This is a genomic window from Blautia sp. OM06-15AC, from assembly GCF_003481425.1.
GTDB lineage: Bacteria > Bacillota > Clostridia > Lachnospirales > Lachnospiraceae > Fusicatenibacter > Fusicatenibacter saccharivorans.
In genome coordinates this window covers 57,464-73,282 of sequence record NZ_QULD01000013.1, presented here as the reverse complement: position 1 = coordinate 73,282, position 15,819 = coordinate 57,464, and the positions used below count along the sequence as shown (strand labels likewise).

Below are 15,819 nucleotides of genomic sequence, written 5' to 3'. Positions count from 1 at the left end.
TGAAAGAAAGCAGCAGTTACATTCAGCCAGCCAGATCGTCTTCTGCCGGCAGTTCCGGTCCGGTCAGAGCGTACGGATCGAGAATGTCGTCGAGCTGTTTCTGTGTCAGCAGTTCGTCTTTCAGAACCAGAGAAGTAACACTCTCGCCCGTCTTCAGCGATTTCTTTGCAATCGAGGCCGCTTTCTGGTATCCGATATACGGGCAGAGCGCCGTTGTGATGCCGACACTCTTCGAAACGAGATCCTCGCACCGTTTCTCATTTGCGGTAATGCCGAGAATACAGTTCTTCACAAGCGTATTCACAGCGCCTGTCATCGAGGTGATGGAAGAGAACAGGGAGTAGAAGACAACCGGCTCAAACGCGTTCAACTCCATCTGGCCAGCCTCAGCCGCCATCGTGATTGTGGTGTCGTTTCCGATGACATGGAAGGCAACCTGTGTCACAACCTCCGGGATCACCGGGTTGATCTTGCCCGGCATAATCGAGGATCCGTTCTGCATCGGCGGCAGGTTGATCTCGCCGAATCCGGTTCGCGGTCCGCTGGACAGCAGGCGCAGGTCGTTGCACATCTTGGAGAGGTTGACGGCGCAGGTCTTTAACGTGTTGGAGATCGTCACAAATCCGTCGAGGTTCTCCGTCGCGTCAAACAGATCGTCCGCCTGCATCAGCGGATAGCCTGTCACAGCAGCGAGGGTCGGCACGATGTGGTGGAGATAGTAATCGGAAGCATTGATCGTCGTACCGATGGCTGTTCCGCCGAGGTTCAGGGTGAACAGCTCTTTTCTGGCGCGTTCGATCCGGCGGATATCACGCTCGATCATCGTTGCGTAAGCGTGGAAGCTCTGGCCGAGACGCATCGGAACAGCGTCCTCAAGCTGGGTTCTTCCCATCTTTAAAATGTGGTCAAATTCCTGGGACTTATCGAGCAGTGCTGCGTGGAGTGACTCGAGCGCATGCAGAAGATCCGGGAGCAGATCGAGCACGGTCAGTTTTCCTGCACTTGGGATAACGTCGTTTGTGGACTGTGCCATGTTGACGTGGTCATTCGGGTGGACAATGGTATAATCACCCTTGGCGCCGCCCAGGATTTCGATGGCGCGGTTTGCGATGACTTCGTTTGCGTTCATATTAGCACTCGTTCCGGCGCCGCCCTGGATGCCGTCAACGATGAACTGGTCTTTTAATTTGCCGGCAATGATTTCATCACAGGCATAGATAATGGCAGCCGCTTTTTCCTCCGGCAGTCTCTGTGCTTCGCGGTTGGAGATGGCAGCTGCCTTTTTAATTTTCGCCAGATTCTGGATCATGACCGGGTGGATCGGCGTTCCCGTGATGGGGAAATTCCGTTTTGCCCGCAGGGACTGTACCCCGTAGTAGGCGTCGGAGGGGACTTCAAGGGAACCAATGGAATCTGCTTCAATTCTTGTTTTCATAATAATCTCCTTCTTTCTGCACGCATTGAGTTGTGTATATTGTCTGAAACAATTCTTGCTTTGCCTTTCGATACCGGAAGAATAACACCAGGGCAGAAATTTGTAAATACCGCCGCCGAAGAACTGTGGAATTTTATTTATTTTTGCATTTGATTTTAAATACCAAGGGAAAGAGGCACTTTTACTTATTTTTCGAAAGCAGTTTCCGCGAGGACACGTTTTCGTAGACAAAAAACGGCGAACGTGATATGCTGAACAGTATAAAAGTGAAAAAACAGGAGAGCAGCGTATGAAACATGAAAAAAGCAAGAACGATGCGATGCGCCATGAGCTCGATCACATCGATGCAAAAATCCTGAATCTTCTTCGGGAAAACGCCAGGATGCCGCTGAAAGAAATCGCGGAACACGTATTTTTATCCTCCCCGGCAGTTTCCGCCAGAATTGAGCGGCTGGAGAAGGAAGGCTACATTACAGGATATCAGGTCAAATTAAATCCGGCGCTTTTGGGATATCCGATCAAAGCGTTCATCAACCTCGAGGTTGAGCCGGTTCAGAAAAAAGAATTTTATCCCTATATTGAAAAGGTCCACAATGTCGTGGAATGTAATTGCGTTACCGGTGATTACTCCATGCTCATTGAGGGCCTTTTTGTTAGTACCATTGAGCTCGACCAGTTTATCGGCGAGCTGCAGCATTTTGGACGGACGCGGACGCAGATCGTGTTCTCGACCTCCGTGGAGCACCGCCAGGTGACCGCACACGAGGCAGAAGAATAGGCACCGGTCCGCTCCGGCGGCTTTGTGTACCGAAAAAAATGCTTTGCAGGAGAATGCTTTTGTGTTATAGTGATAGAATACACAGAGCATTTTGCGCCCTTTTCGGGGCAGTGCTCCAAACGAAAAGATTCGAGGGAGGCCTGACCTTATTATGGAAGAAAAAGAAGTTGTTTCCAAAAATTTTATCGAGCTTGCGATTGACAAAGATCTGGCAGAGGGCGTTTACGACCATGTCTGCACACGATTCCCGCCGGAGCCAAACGGCTATCTTCATATCGGACATGCAAAATCCATCCTGTTAAACTACGGTTTATCACAGGAGTACAACGGAGAGTTCCACATGCGTTTCGATGATACAAACCCGACGAAAGAGAAAACCGAGTTTGTTGATTCCATCAAAGCCGATATCCAGTGGCTTGGTGCAGACTGGAAAGATCATCTGTACTACGCATCCGATTATTTCCCACAGATGTATGAGGCAGCCGTAAAACTGATCAAAAAAGGAAAAGCATTCGTCTGCGATCTGTCCGCAGAGGAGATCCGTGAGTACCGCGGAACCTTAACCGAGCCTGGAAAAGAGAGCCCGTACCGCAATCGTTCCGTAGAGGAAAACCTGGACCTGTTCGAGCGCATGAAAAACGGCGAATTCGAGGACGGAAGCAAAGTACTCCGTGCGAAAATCGATATGGCATCACCGAACATCAACATGAGAGACCCGGTTATCTACCGTGTAGCCCATATGCATCACCACAGAACCGGCGATACCTGGTGCATCTACCCGATGTACGACTTCGCGCATCCGATCGAGGACGCCATCGAAGGCATTACCCATTCTATCTGTACGCTGGAGTTTGAGGACCACCGTCCGCTGTACGACTGGGTTGTACGCGAGCTGGAATATCCGATGCCGCCGCGCCAGATTGAGTTTGCAAAGCTGTATCTGACTAACGTGGTTACCGGAAAACGTTACATCAAAAAGCTGGTAGAGGACGGCGTGGTAGACGGCTGGGATGACCCGCGTCTCGTATCCATCGCAGCACTCCGCCGCAGAGGCTTTACACCGGAGTCCATCAAGAAATTCGTAGATCTGTGCGGTGTATCAAAAGCAAACAGCTCCGTTGACTATGCGATGCTGGAGTACTGCATCCGCGAGGATCTGAAGCTGAAAAAAGCCCGTACCATGGCAGTCTTAAATCCGGTGAAACTTGTCATCGACAACTATCCGGAAGACCAGATTGAGATGCTGGAAGTACAGAATAACCTCGAGAATCCGGAGCTTGGCAGCCGTCAGGTACCGTTCGGAAGAGAACTGTACATCGAGCGCGAAGACTTCATGGAGGAGCCGGTCCGCAAATACTTCCGTATGTTCCCGGGCAATGAAGTCCGCCTGATGAACGCATACTTCGTCACCTGCACCGGATGCGAGAAAGACGAGAACGGAAATATTACCGTAATCCATGGAACGTACGATCCGGAGTCCAAGGGAGGAAATTCCCCGGACGGAAGAAAAGTAAAAGGAACAATCCACTGGGTAGCAGCAAAGACCGCCGTCAAAGCAGAGTGCCGTCTGTACGAAAACCTGATCGACGAGGAGAAGGGCGTTTACAACGAGGATGGTTCCATGAACCTGAATCCGAATTCCCTGACCGTATTAAAAGAGTGCTATCTGGAGCCGTCTTTAAAAGATGCGAAAGCATATGACAGCTTCCAGTTTGTCAGAAACGGATTCTTCTGTGTAGACGCAAAAGATTCCAAAGAGGATGCGCTGGTGTTCAACCGTATCGTATCCCTGAAGAGCTCTTTCAAGCTACCGGCAGCGAAATAAATAAGAATTTTGAAATGGAACAGAGCAGCCGCCTGGATGAAACCGACATCCCAAGCGGCTGTTCTTTTTGTCAGGGGAGATGGGAAGATGAATGAATTGACGATTTCGCTGGATCCGCATCGGAAGACACCGCTCTATGAGCAGATCTACGGTTTTATCCGCGAGGAAATCCGCGGCGGACGGATCCGTGCAGGGGAGCGGCTGCCGTCGGCGCGGGCGCTTTCGGGCTATCTGTCGGTGAGCCGGAGTACCGTGGATCTGGCGTATGAGCAGCTGGTATCCGAAGGGTATCTGGAGAGTGTGCCGTGCAAAGGCTACTTTGTCTGTGAGATTGAGGGGCTGTACCGCCTCGATGAAAAGAAAGAGGAGACAAAAGAGGATGATACCGCGGAACAGATGCCGTTCCGCTACGATTTTGCCGTGACCGGTACGGCGCCGGGCGGATTTCCGCAGAACAGCTGGAAGAAGATCTCGAAAGAAGTCCTGCTGGACGCAGATGACAGCCTGTTCCAGCTCGGGGATGCGAAGGGCGAGCACGGTCTTCGGGAGGCAATCCGCGACTATCTGCACCACGCACGCGGCGTGAACTGCCGCACGGAGCAGATCATCGTCGGAGCGGGAAATGATTATCTGCTGATGCTGCTTTCGGTGATCTTAGGGCGTGGCCATAAAGTGGCGATGGAAAATCCGACCTACATCAGTGCCTACCGCTGTTTTGCGAAGCTCGGCTATGCGATGTGTACGATTTCGATGGACGAAGCGGGCATGCGGCCGGCGGAGCTGGAAAAAAGCGGGGCGGATCTGGCGTACATCATGCCGTCGCACCAGTTCCCGATGGGCATGGTCATGCCGATGAAGCGGCGGATGCAGCTCCTTGTGTGGGCATCGAGGGAAAATGGGCGGTATCTGATTGAGGATGATTACGACAGTGAATTCCGCTACAAGGGCCGCCCGATCCCGGCACTGCAGGGCAATGACACAGAGGGAAAAGTGATCTATCTTGGAACGTTTTCGCGGGCGATTGCGCCGTCCATCCGCATCAGCTACATGGTGCTGCCGGAGACGCTGCTGCCTGCCTACGAGGAGAACGGAAGATGCTTTTCCGCGACAGTTTCGAAGACGGACCAGAAGATTCTGGAAGGGTTTATGCGGAGCGGCGCGTTCGAGCGCCATCTGAACCGGATGCGTGCACAGTATAAAGGGAAACACGACCTGCTGATCCGGCTTCTGAAGGAGTTTGGGCGGGAGTACACGGTGTCCGGCGAGAATGCGGGCGTCCATGTGCTGGTCCACCTGCCGAGAGGACTCTCCGAAGCGGAGGCGGTGCAGCGGGCAAAAGAGGATGGCGTGCGCGTGTACGGGCTGGAACGGTACTGCATCGGCGCTGCCGCAGATCCCGCACAGGGCGGCACAGTGCTGCTTGGGTACGCCGGGCTTTCTGAGGAGGAGATTGCAGAGGCAGCTGCGATTCTGAAAAAGTGCTGGAATGCGTGAAAAAAGATATGAAAAAAACGGATTGCTTCGTCAGTAACAAAAACTGACGGAACAATCCGTTTTTACTGTTTGATAGAGAGTTACAATGCGGACAGGATCAGCAGCCCAGCTCTTCGGTCAGCTCGCAGATCTCATCGATGATCGATCCAATCGTCTCGATCGTATCGAGAAGCGGTGCATCCGTCGAGATATCAACGCCGGCCATTTTTGCCAGCTCTTCCGGTGTCTTCGTGCTTCCGGCGGTCAGTACCTTTTTCCAGTCATCGACAGCGGTCTGGCCTTCGGTTTCGATGCGCCTGCAGACCTGTGTGGCAACGGTCAGTCCGGCGCTGTAGGTGTAGGAGTAAAGTCCCATATAGTAATGCGGCTGGCGCATCCAGGTGAGCGCTGCGTCATCGGAAATTTCCACATCATCGCCCCAGAACTTCTGCAGGGTCTCTTTCATAATGCTGCTTAACGTCTCAGCCTGTACGCTGTCGCCGGCATCGATGAGCTTGTAAACCTCGCGCTGGTAAGCAGCCTCCATCAGATGGGTGACGAAGTTATGATAATATGTGTTGCTGATCATACAGCTTAAAACCCAGCGGCGGAACCGTTTGTCCGGGGTCGTTTTCAGCAGATAATGAGCCATAAGAAGCTCGTTCATGGTAGACGGCGCCTCGACAAAATAAGAGGAAACCTCGGTATCGAGAATCGCCTGTGCGCCGTTGCAGAGACGGAAATGGCCGGCGTGGCCGAGTTCATGCGCCAGCGTGAAAACATCTGCCATGCGGTTATTCCAGCTTAAGAGAATAAAGGAACCTTTTCCGTACGGGCTGGCACAGAAGCCGCCGGTGGATTTTCCCTGGTTCTGTGCAAAGTCAACCCAGCGTTTTTTGTATGCCTCCTGAATCATGGAAACGTAATCATCACCGAGAATGGCAAGGCCTTTTTCGATGTACTGTTTTGATTCCTCGATCGTGACAGACGGATCGTACTCCGGGTCGACGGCGATTTTCAGATCGGCGAAGGTCATGCGGTCAAGGTTGTGAACCTTTTTCAGCAGGCGGGCATATTTGCGCATATGCGGAGCCAGGCGGGTGGTGATGAGATCGATCTGGCGGTTGTACAGCTCACGGCTGACCTGCTGCGGGAACAGCAGAGAATCGATGACGGAATTGAAGCCGCGCAGCGTGGCCATGGTCTTTTCTGTCTGCAGCTGGGCATTGTAAGCAGCTGCCGTTACATTTTCGTACTGTCTGATTTTTGCAGAAAAGGCGGAGAATGCACTGCGGCGGATATCGGTGTCTTTTTCGTATTCGTAATTATCTTCAAACAGGGAGTAGCCGAGCGGATATTCTTTTCCGTTTACGGTGAAAGAATCAAATTTCATATCGGCAAGCTTTGCCATGTTGTAGATCTGGTACGGAGCAGAGAAGGTCTGGGACAGAGCGGAAATGGCACGCTCGGTTTCCGGGCTCAGGCGGTGTGCCTTGTTGCGGAGAATCTCGGCGAGATAGCAGCGGTTCGTATCTGACTGCTGCATGGCCTCGTTCAAAACATCCTCGGACTGTTCGGAAAGCTCGCTCTCGATAAAGGTGAGACGGCTGAAAATCTCAGAGATCAGGCTGTTGATGCGGTCGTTGCGCGTCTGGTTTGCACTGTTGTAATAGTCGACAGAGACGGCGAGATCGCAGTAGTTGGCGGTCAGTGTGATCAGACGGTAGACCTCCTGGTAATCGTCGAGGCAGTGGTTGATCGTGGCTGCATCGGTGAGGTTTCCTTTGTAGGATGCTTCCATAGAAAGACTTAATTCTTTCATTTTCTGCGCATCAGCCAGCATGGCCTCCTCGGTTGGATAAATTAAAGACAGGTCCCAGGTAAGTTCTACAGGAACGTCATCGCGTTTTGCAAGTTCCATAACAATCTCCTTTCCATAAAAAAGGGGAGGTTTCCCTCCCCAGGAATTACTTCCTTATGTTTCTATATTCTGTTTTTGGGTTTTATTCTGTGGTTACTTCGCTTTCTTCCTGTGGAGAAACTTCACGATCCGCACAGCTTTCTTTTTCAGCGTCTTCTTCTTCGGACTCTGCGGTTTCGCTTTCAGCTTCTGTATCAGCTGTTTCGGAACCTTTATTGCAAGCTGCAGATTCCGGATCCGGTGCAGCATCCTCCGCACCTTTCGTTTTCGGAAGGGTCGTATAAGTACGTTCAGCAGGAGCAGGCTCTTCCTCTTCAAATTCGTCTTTAAAATCGTCAAAATCTGTTTCAAGATCTGCTTTTCCTTTCCGGATAAAATAGACTGCCGCACCGCAGGCTGCGCCGACAGCGGCAGAAGCCAGAGTAAGCAGAATACGTTTTGATTTTCGTGACATCTCGATTCAAGTCTCCTTTCAAATGCCGTCCTTTGAAACTATTGTAATACAGTTTCAACAAAAAAGAAAGTAAAATCTTACAGAATTCGGAAAAAGTGCCAAAGAAAACAAGAAAAAGAAGGTTTCCTGACACAGAAACAGAATCAGGCAAGGATAAACTTACGAAGAATCTCCGCCACGCCGCTGTGATTGCAGTCGTTTTCCGTGATATAATCGGCACTCGCCTTTACGGCATCGGTCGCATTTTTCATGGCGGCACCGACGGCAGCTGCCTCGATCATCGAAATATCATTTTCCTGATCTCCGGCAGCCACGGTGTTGGCAAGCGGAATCTGAAGAAGCTCGCAGAGTTTTTTCACGGCATGGCCCTTGGAAACGTGTTCCGGGACATGCTCGAGGTAATGCGGGCTGGAGTAGAACATCGAAATTTTTCCTTTTGCCCACGGCTCCATGGCAGCGCGGTAAGCGTCCATTTTTGTACGGTCGTGGAGATCAATCACGATCATCTTGCATGGTTCCTCGGCGAGGTGTTCCGGCAGAAGCGGATCTTCCACGACGGGAATGTGGATTGCCTGTGTGTAAACGCGCGTTTCCTCGCCTGCATGGCGGCAGAGAAGGGAGGTGTCGGAGTAGGTGTGGCAGTAGAGGCCTGCCTCCTGCGTTTTTTCAAAGATCACGCGTGCATATTCGAGCGGAATCGTGCGGCGGTACAGCGTTTTCTTTGCAGCACAGTCGTAAATCAGTCCGCCGTTGAAAGCGATGGCATAGCAGCCTTCGCGGTCAAGTCCGAGCTCTTTTAAGATCGGCAGAAAGCCGGAGAGCGGGCGGCCGGTGTTGAACACAATTTTGTGGCCGGCAGCAAGTGCCTCTGAAATGGCATCCATGTTTTCTTTTGTCACCTGCTTTTCGGAATTCAGCAGGGTATCATCCATATCGGTAAAAAATATTTTCACAGTCTGATTCATATTCTCTTTTTTTCCTTTCCAAGAATCTGAAAAACAGTTTCATTTTAGCATAAAGTGCCGGAAAAGAAAATATGGTTGCGCAGGGAAAAAATACAGGATATAATGATTGCGGACAAGAAGAGAGAGAAGAAAGAAAATCGAAGAACAAAAGAGACAAAGAAGGGAAGTCAGAATATGATAAAAGCTTGTATCTTTGACCTGGACGGTACCATCGCAGACACTGTAGAGTCGATTGCGCACGCAGTCAACCGCGTTCTGGAACATTTTGGACTTGTGCCGCGCCCGGTAGAAGCCTTCAACTTTTACGCCGGAGACGGTTTCGATCTGGCAGTGGAGCGCGCTTTAAAAGACGCCGGAGATGCAGAGCTCAACTATCTGCAGGAGGGCATCCGCCTTGGCCGCGCGTGGTTCAACGAGGACCCGCTGTATCACGTAAAACCGTATCCTAATATGCGGGAAACCCTGACCGCGCTGCGGGAAGAAGTTCCGATTGCCGTATGTTCCAACAAGCCGCACGAGGCGGCCATCCACGTCGTGGAGAGCGTGTACGGACCGGGCTTTTTCAACCGGATTCAGGGGCAGACCGCAGAAATCCCGAGAAAGCCGTCTCCGATCGGTGCGCTCGCGATTGCAGACGCACTCGGCGCCAGACCGGAAGAGTGCCTGTACTTTGGCGATACCAATACGGATATGCAGACCGGAAACGCCGCAGGCATGTTTACCGTTGGTGTGACGTGGGGATTCCGCCCGCGCCAGGAGCTGATCGACAACCATGCGATGGAGCTGCTCGACCGGCCGGAGGAAATCTTAACGCTTTTTCACAGAAAGAATCAGGAAAAATAAAACGAACAGAGGAGAAAACCAGAATGGGAGAATATACTGAAGAATGCATCAACACATTTTTAATGAATCAGGGCCAGTTATTCGACGAGCCGGTGGCTGAAAATTACGATGAGGCAGAGGCCTTTCTGGAGGACTGCCTTGCAGTCGTTGCCGACAATCTGGACGACGTGCGCGCCTACATGGAAGAAGAGGGCATGGACGTGGAAGAAATGTCGGATGCAGAATTAGAAGAGCAGAGCGAAGTCTTTGCCCTGCCGGACGGACAGTATCTGATCGTGATGGGATAAAAAACGAGAGGAAATTAAAAAAGAATGAAATATGATGTCATTATTATCGGCGCAGGCCCGTCAGGTATTTTCTGTGCCTATGAACTGCTGAAAGAAAAACCGGATCTGAAGGTGCTGATGATCGAAAAAGGACGTTCGATCGAGAGCCGTCAGTGTCCAAAGAGAAAAACGAAAAAATGCGTGAACTGCAAACCGTGCTCGATCACAACGGGATTTGCCGGAGCAGGCGCATTTTCCGACGGAAAGCTTTCTCTTTCCCCGGATGTCGGTGGAAATCTGCCGGAGATTTTAGGATATGAAAAGACGGTTGAGCTGATCCATGAGTCCGACCAGATCTATCTGGATTTCGGCGCAGACAAGAATGTTTACGGTGTCGATAAAGAAAAAGAGATCCGTGAGATCCGCCGCAGAGCGATCAACGCCAACCTGAAGCTGATCGAATGTCCAATCCGCCATCTCGGAACTGAGGAGGGCTACAAGATTTACAGCCGCCTCGAGGATCACTTAAAAGAGATCGGCGTGGAAATGAAATTCAACACGATGGTCAATGATATTACGATCAAGGACGGCCGTGCGACAGCTGTAACACTTGAGGACGGAACGGTTTACGAGGCAGATGAGATTGTCTCCGCAGTAGGTCGCGAGGGAGCCGACTGGTTCTCACATATCTGCAACGGCCACGGCATCGAGACCGAGGTCGGAACCGTCGATATCGGTGTCCGCGTGGAAGTCCGCGACGAGGTCATGGAGTTCCTGAACAAGAACCTGTACGAGGCAAAACTCGTTTACTATACCCCGACTTTTGACGACAAAGTGCGTACCTTCTGTACGAACCCGTCCGGTGAGGTGGCAACTGAGTATTATGAAAACGGTCTGGCAGTTGTAAACGGTCACGCCTACAAATCCCAGGAGTTCAAGACAAACAACACGAACTTTGCCCTCCTGGTATCCAAGAACTTTACGAAACCATTTAAAACCCCGATCGAGTACGGCAAACAGATCGCACAGCTTTCCAACATGCTCTGCGACGGCAAGATCCTCGTTCAGACGTACGGCGATTTCAAACGCGGAAGAAGAACGACAGAAGAGCGTCTCTGCCGCAATAACCTGATCCCGACCTTAAAAGATGCCGTTCCGGGCGACCTTTCCCTGGTATTCCCGCACCGTATCATGGTCGACATTGCCGAGATGATCGAAGCCCTCGACAAAGTAACACCGGGTATCGCCAGCGATGAGACACTGCTGTACGGCGTAGAAGTCAAATTCTATTCCAACAAAGTTGTCGTAGACAAAGACTTCTGCACCAGCGTTAAAGGCCTCCGCGCCATCGGCGACGGCGCATCCGTAACCCGCGGCCTCCAGCAGGCAAGCGCAAACGGACTGTCGGTTGCGAGAAGCATTCTGAAAAGCATGAAATAAGAGAGAACGAAAAAAGATCCTTCGTCTGTGAAATGAGACGGAGGATCTTTTTTTGTGCCGGAAAGAGGGGTGTTTCAGATTATATGCCGTACAGCTTCCGGAACTGCTTCGGCGTTGTCCCGGCCTGCTGGCGGAAAACCGAGATAAAGTAGCTGACATCGCGGTAGCCGCAGAGGGAGGCGATGCCGTCGAGCGTAGTGTAGGGACGGCTGATGAGAAGCTCCTTGGCGCGGCTGATGCGCAGAACGCTGATGTACGAGCGGACAGAGCTGCCGACAAAACGCTGGAACAGGCGTGTCAGATACTGCGGCGTGATATGGAGCTGTTCCGCGAGATCATCCACATTGAGCGGGTCGGAAAGACGACTTTCGATTTCCTGCATTGCCGGGCGGACATACTGGAGATACAGAGGGTGCTCCGTCCGGGAAAGGCCGGTGCGAAGCTGGGAAAGGCGTGTCAGGAACTCAAAGCATCCGACGGAGAGCGCAGCATCGTCGATGTCATTTTTCAGAAAATGTGAGTCGATTATGCGGTCAATCCATTCCTGAAACCACGCGCCCTCTGAGGCCGGAACGAAAAGATATGGCGAGACGGCACAGATTTTATAGAGATCATCGGAGAGCTTTCCGTCAAATGTCAGAAAGGATGTAAACCACATCCCGCTGCCGTCGTTTTCGCGGTATTCATGCGGCACATGCGGAGCAATCAGAACACCGTCATCTGGTTTCAGCAAAAGTTCCTGGCCTTCGAGGGTCAGCAGCCCTTCGCCGCGTTCCGTCTGAATCCAGTGATATAAGGGGAATCCGTTCGGGCGCACAACGGGCTCCTGCAGCCAGCGGTTGCCGATGCTGTCAGCGGAGAGGGAAAAATCAGAGGCGGATGGTTTAAAGAAAATAGGCATAACAGTCAGTTCCTTTCTGAAAGAAAAGTCTAAAATAAGATTCCGGAATGAGTTTCGAAAATTCATACTTTTTAGACAAGCATATCATACTTTTCTCACAAAGACCAGTATATAATAGAGCCATCAAAACGAGATATCCAAACACAGGAGGAATCAAAAAAATGCAGCCAAAATTCAAAAAAATGTTATACGGAGGAGACTACAACCCAAACCAGTGGCCAAAAGAGATCTGGGATGAGGATATGAAACTTTTCCATCAGGCCGGCATCAACAGCACCACGATCAACGTATTTTCCTGGGCAAAAATCCAGCCGTCCGAGAATGAGTACGACTTTACAGAGCTCGATGAGATCGTAGACACCCTGACAAAAGAGGACGTTCAGATCGTCATGGCAACATCCACCGGCGCACTCCCGGCATGGATGGTACACCGTTATCCGGAAGTGGCAAGAACCGATTTCGAAGGACGCCATCACAAATTCGGTCATCGCCACAATGCCTGCCCGAACAGCCCGGTTTTCCAGAAATATGCAAAACGCCTGGCAGAAAAACTGGCAGAGCGTTACGGCGACAACAAAAACATCGTCTGCTGGCACATCAGCAATGAGTACGGCGGCGAGTGCTACTGCGAGAACTGTGCAAAAGCGTTCCGCGTATGGCTGAAAGACAAATACAAAACACTCGATGAAGTCAACAAGGCATGGAACATGGAGTTCTGGGGCCACACCATCTACGACTGGGACGAGATTGTACCGCCGAACGATCTGGGAGACGGAATGCCATGGGGAAGCGGCACTGCATTTGCAGGAATGTCCCTCGACTACATGCGTTTCAACTCCGACGGCATGCTGAACAACTACAAAATGGAGCGTGACGCGATCCGCAAATACGACAAAGAAACACCGATCACCACAAACCTGATGGGAACGTACAAAGGTCTCGACTACTTCAAGTGGGCAAAAGAAATGGATATCGTATCCTGGGACAACTACCCGAGCTACAATACACCATGGAGCCACGTAGCTATGACCCACGACCTGATGCGCGGCCTCAAAGACGCACCGTTCATGCTGATGGAGCAGACTCCGAGCCAGCAGAACTGGCAGCCGTACAACTCCTTAAAGAAACCGGGCCAGATGCGCGCACAGAGCTATCAGACCGTTGCACACGGCGCAGACACGATTCAGTTCTTCCAGCTGAGAAGAAGCGTCGGCGGATGCGAGAAATTCCATGGTGCTGTTATCGCACACGCAGGAACCGCAGATACCCGTGTCTTCCGTGAGGTAACCCAGCTCGGAAAAGAACTGGAGAAAATCGGAAGCCGTGTGATGGGCTCCGAGAACCACGCAAAAGTCGGCATCATCTTCGACTGGGAAAACTACTGGGCACTGGAGTACACCAGCGGACCGAACCGCGATTTACGTTACGTAGACCAGATCGAGCAGATGTACAATTACTTCTATAACAAGAACATCGCTGTCGATATGATCCCGATCGACGCGGACTTCTCCAAATATGACCTCGTTGCAGCACCGGTTCTCTACATGGTAAAAGACGGTGTGGCAGAGAGCCTGGAGGCTTATGTACAGGCAGGCGGAACCCTCATCACCACCTACATGAGCGGTATCGTCGGACAGTCGGACAACGTTCATCTCGGCGGATACCCGGGACCGCTCAGAAAAATGGCAGGCGTATGGGTAGAAGAGATCGACGCTCTTGCACCGGAGCAGAGAAACAAGATCCGTTTCGCAGACGGAACCGAGGAAGAGTGCCGTCTCGTATGTGACCTGATGCACCTCGAAGGAGCTGAAGAAATTGCACAGTATGAGAGCGATTTCTATGCAGGCATGACTGCTGTTGCAAAAAATCAGTTCGGAAAAGGAACCGTATATTATGTCGGAACCGACCTTTCTGAGAGCGGCCTTGCAAAAATTCTTGCTATGGCAGCAGACAGCGCAGCCATCCAGCCGGTGATTGGAGAAGCAACAGCACTCGAGATCACAAAACGCCAGGCAGACGGCGAGGATCTGTACTTTATCATCAACTTCAAAGATGAGGAGATTCCGCTTCCGGCAGTCTTCGACGGAAAAGAAGATATCCTGACCGGCGAGAAAGTACAGGGCGGCGAGATGCTGAAGAAATACGATCTGCGGATTGTCAGCGTTCCGAGAGCATAATATAAAACATATTGTATAGTAGAAAGATAACAAAAAAGACACAGCAGGAGGCAGAAAGATACTTCCAGCTGTGTCTTTTTGATGCTGTGAATTTATGCGGGTGCTTAGTGGGAAAACGAAGCCCGTGCGACGATATTCTCCATCTCGCCCCATTTCTCCTCCATATCCGCTACAAGCGCGATCTGTGTCCGCGCCCGTACGAGGTTGTGCTCCGGGTAAGCGGTTTTGAAGTAGGTATCGCCCATCAGGTAATCGGCGAGAAAACGGATGCCGCATTCGAGGGTCATTAATTTTGCACCCATCGGCAGCATTTCGACTTCCGCGCGGGTCAAAGAGCCTGCGCAGCCTGCGAGAAAGCCCTTTGTATAGCTCTCAAAGAGAGGAAGGGAAAGAGACACCTTCGAGACATCCTGTTCGTCCTCAGCGGCCGTATTCGCGCCGAAGCGGATCGAATCGCCGAAGTCAAAGATCGACAGTCCCGGCATAATGGTGTCTAGGTCGATGACGCAGATGCCCTCGCCGGTTTTGTCATCAATCATAATGTTGTTCAGCTTCGTATCGTTGTGCGTTACGCGGAGCGGCAGCTCGCCCGAGGCCTTCATGCGCTCGGCTACGCCGTAATCGTCTGCGTGGTCGAGGAAAAACGCCATCTCATCCGAAACGTTTTTCAGCCGTCCTTTCGGATCCGCCTGTACCGCCTGTAAAAGCGCCTGGTAGCGGAGCGGTGTGTTGTGGAAATCCGGGATCGTCTCGAAAAGAGAGGCGGACGGAAAATCGGAGAGCATCTGCTGGAAGCGGCCGAAAGCATTACCGGTCTCGTAAAACAGCTTTGGATCTGTCACGGCATCATAGCAGGACGCATCGGAAATAAAGAGAAATGCGCGCCAGAATTCTCCGCGCTCATCGACGAAAAACCAGGCATCGTCTGTCGTCGGAATCAGGTTCAGCGTCTCGCGGAATGGATCTCCTCCTGCGGCTGTGATTTTTTTCCGCAGAAATGATGTTACCTGTGCAATATTCTGCATCAGCTCCGTTGGATTGTGGAAAACGGTGCGGTTCATGCGCTGCAGAATCGATTTGCGGAGGACGCCGTTTTCGGTAGATCGCACCAGAAACGTATCGTTGATATGGCCGTTCCCGTGCGGCGTCCAGTCTGTAATCGTTCCCGGGAAAGCAAATGCGTGGACAATGGAAGAGAGTTCTTCCTGTGTGTATGTAATCATCATGGGTATAAACTCCTTATTTTAATTAGAAAAACCTGATTAAGTAAAGCACACGCAGGGCGAAAAGTCAAGAAAAGGGCGCGAAACGATTGACAACGAGCGGCATTTCCGACTATAA

The 15,819-nt window shown here is 51.5% G+C and carries 13 protein-coding genes; 7 read left to right on the top strand and 6 right to left on the bottom strand.

Annotation, left to right across the window (positions count from 1 at the left end; all coding sequences use genetic code 11):
* Window positions 1-22: 22 nt before the first annotated feature.
* Window positions 23-1,435, bottom strand: coding sequence for an aspartate ammonia-lyase (locus DXB83_RS14315; protein WP_117760561.1), 1,413 nt, complete (start codon window positions 1,433-1,435; stop codon window positions 23-25).
* Window positions 1,436-1,724: 289 nt separating this feature from the next.
* Between DXB83_RS14315 and DXB83_RS14310 the strand changes: the two genes are divergently transcribed.
* The 3 genes from DXB83_RS14310 (at window position 1,725) to pdxR (ending at window position 5,532) form a co-directional block, all read left to right on the top strand.
* Window positions 1,725-2,213: an Lrp/AsnC family transcriptional regulator gene (locus DXB83_RS14310; RefSeq protein ID WP_022463079.1), complete on the top strand. Its 489-nt coding sequence runs from the start codon at window positions 1,725-1,727 to the stop codon at window positions 2,211-2,213.
* A 151-nt stretch (window positions 2,214-2,364) separates the two neighbouring features.
* Window positions 2,365-4,038, top strand: a complete 1,674-nt coding sequence (locus DXB83_RS14305) for a glutamine--tRNA ligase/YqeY domain fusion protein (RefSeq protein ID WP_022463080.1) — start codon at window positions 2,365-2,367, stop codon at window positions 4,036-4,038.
* An 87-nt stretch (window positions 4,039-4,125) separates the two neighbouring features.
* On the top strand, window positions 4,126-5,532 hold the full coding sequence (gene pdxR, locus DXB83_RS14300) for a MocR-like pyridoxine biosynthesis transcription factor PdxR (RefSeq protein WP_117760560.1): 1,407 nt from the start codon (window positions 4,126-4,128) through the stop codon (window positions 5,530-5,532).
* A gap of 97 nt (window positions 5,533-5,629) precedes the next feature.
* On the opposite strand, the gene pepF is transcribed toward pdxR, so the two are convergent.
* The 3 genes from pepF to DXB83_RS14285 all read right to left on the bottom strand — a co-directional run bounded on the left by pepF (window position 5,630) and on the right by DXB83_RS14285 (window position 8,851).
* Window positions 5,630-7,432: an oligoendopeptidase F gene (pepF, locus tag DXB83_RS14295; protein ID WP_199607239.1), complete on the bottom strand. Its 1,803-nt coding sequence runs from the start codon at window positions 7,430-7,432 to the stop codon at window positions 5,630-5,632.
* An 82-nt stretch (window positions 7,433-7,514) separates the two neighbouring features.
* Window positions 7,515-7,886: a hypothetical protein gene (locus tag DXB83_RS14290; protein ID WP_055267483.1), complete on the bottom strand. Its 372-nt coding sequence runs from the start codon at window positions 7,884-7,886 to the stop codon at window positions 7,515-7,517.
* A 143-nt stretch (window positions 7,887-8,029) separates the two neighbouring features.
* Window positions 8,030-8,851, bottom strand: coding sequence for a Cof-type HAD-IIB family hydrolase (locus DXB83_RS14285; RefSeq protein WP_118697777.1), 822 nt, complete (start codon window positions 8,849-8,851; stop codon window positions 8,030-8,032).
* Window positions 8,852-9,025: 174 nt separating this feature from the next.
* On the opposite strand from DXB83_RS14285, the gene DXB83_RS14280 reads away from it, so the two are divergent.
* From DXB83_RS14280 to DXB83_RS14270, 3 genes are read left to right on the top strand one after another with little or no spacing between them, the layout of a single operon-like run.
* Window positions 9,026-9,694, top strand: a complete 669-nt coding sequence (locus DXB83_RS14280) for an HAD family hydrolase (protein WP_055221324.1) — start codon at window positions 9,026-9,028, stop codon at window positions 9,692-9,694.
* A 23-nt stretch (window positions 9,695-9,717) separates the two neighbouring features.
* Window positions 9,718-9,981, top strand: coding sequence for a hypothetical protein (locus DXB83_RS14275; protein WP_055221292.1), 264 nt, complete (start codon window positions 9,718-9,720; stop codon window positions 9,979-9,981).
* 24 nt (window positions 9,982-10,005) lie between these two features.
* Window positions 10,006-11,400: an NAD(P)/FAD-dependent oxidoreductase gene (locus DXB83_RS14270; protein ID WP_055267487.1), complete on the top strand. Its 1,395-nt coding sequence runs from the start codon at window positions 10,006-10,008 to the stop codon at window positions 11,398-11,400.
* Window positions 11,401-11,479: 79 nt separating this feature from the next.
* Here the strand turns inward: DXB83_RS14270 and DXB83_RS14265 are convergent, their stop codons facing one another.
* Window positions 11,480-12,301 carry a helix-turn-helix transcriptional regulator gene (locus tag DXB83_RS14265; RefSeq protein ID WP_118697776.1) on the bottom strand — a complete coding sequence of 274 codons (822 nt, stop codon included), beginning with the start codon at window positions 12,299-12,301 and terminating at the stop codon, window positions 11,480-11,482.
* Window positions 12,302-12,462: 161 nt separating this feature from the next.
* On the opposite strand from DXB83_RS14265, the gene DXB83_RS14260 reads away from it, so the two are divergent.
* The gene (locus DXB83_RS14260) at window positions 12,463-14,478 is read left to right on the top strand and encodes a beta-galactosidase (protein ID WP_118697775.1); all 2,016 of its coding nucleotides are present in this window, start codon (window positions 12,463-12,465) and stop codon (window positions 14,476-14,478) included.
* Window positions 14,479-14,582: 104 nt separating this feature from the next.
* Here DXB83_RS14260 and DXB83_RS14255 read toward each other — a convergent pair whose 3' ends face one another.
* Window positions 14,583-15,704 (bottom strand): phosphotransferase enzyme family protein, encoded by a 1,122-nt coding sequence (locus tag DXB83_RS14255; RefSeq protein ID WP_118595595.1) that lies wholly within the window; start codon window positions 15,702-15,704, stop codon window positions 14,583-14,585.
* Between the last annotated feature and the right edge of the window lie 115 nt (window positions 15,705-15,819).

Bases quoted from the DNA above. Each gene is read 5' to 3' on its own strand.
- DXB83_RS14315 (WP_117760561.1), bottom strand. From the start codon at position 1,435: ATGAAAACAAGAATTGAAGCAGATTCCATTGGTTCCCTTGAAGTCCCC.
- DXB83_RS14310 (WP_022463079.1), top strand. From the start codon at position 1,725: ATGAAACATGAAAAAAGCAAGAACGATGCGATGCGCCATGAGCTCGAT.
- DXB83_RS14305 (WP_022463080.1), top strand. From the start codon at position 2,365: ATGGAAGAAAAAGAAGTTGTTTCCAAAAATTTTATCGAGCTTGCGATT.
- pdxR (WP_117760560.1), top strand. From the start codon at position 4,126: ATGAATGAATTGACGATTTCGCTGGATCCGCATCGGAAGACACCGCTC.
- pepF (WP_199607239.1), bottom strand. From the start codon at position 7,432: ATGGAACTTGCAAAACGCGATGACGTTCCTGTAGAACTTACCTGGGAC.
- DXB83_RS14290 (WP_055267483.1), bottom strand. From the start codon at position 7,886: ATGTCACGAAAATCAAAACGTATTCTGCTTACTCTGGCTTCTGCCGCT.
- DXB83_RS14285 (WP_118697777.1), bottom strand. From the start codon at position 8,851: ATGAATCAGACTGTGAAAATATTTTTTACCGATATGGATGATACCCTG.
- DXB83_RS14280 (WP_055221324.1), top strand. From the start codon at position 9,026: ATGATAAAAGCTTGTATCTTTGACCTGGACGGTACCATCGCAGACACT.
- DXB83_RS14275 (WP_055221292.1), top strand. From the start codon at position 9,718: ATGGGAGAATATACTGAAGAATGCATCAACACATTTTTAATGAATCAG.
- DXB83_RS14270 (WP_055267487.1), top strand. From the start codon at position 10,006: ATGAAATATGATGTCATTATTATCGGCGCAGGCCCGTCAGGTATTTTC.
- DXB83_RS14265 (WP_118697776.1), bottom strand. From the start codon at position 12,301: ATGCCTATTTTCTTTAAACCATCCGCCTCTGATTTTTCCCTCTCCGCT.
- DXB83_RS14260 (WP_118697775.1), top strand. From the start codon at position 12,463: ATGCAGCCAAAATTCAAAAAAATGTTATACGGAGGAGACTACAACCCA.
- DXB83_RS14255 (WP_118595595.1), bottom strand. From the start codon at position 15,704: ATGATGATTACATACACACAGGAAGAACTCTCTTCCATTGTCCACGCA.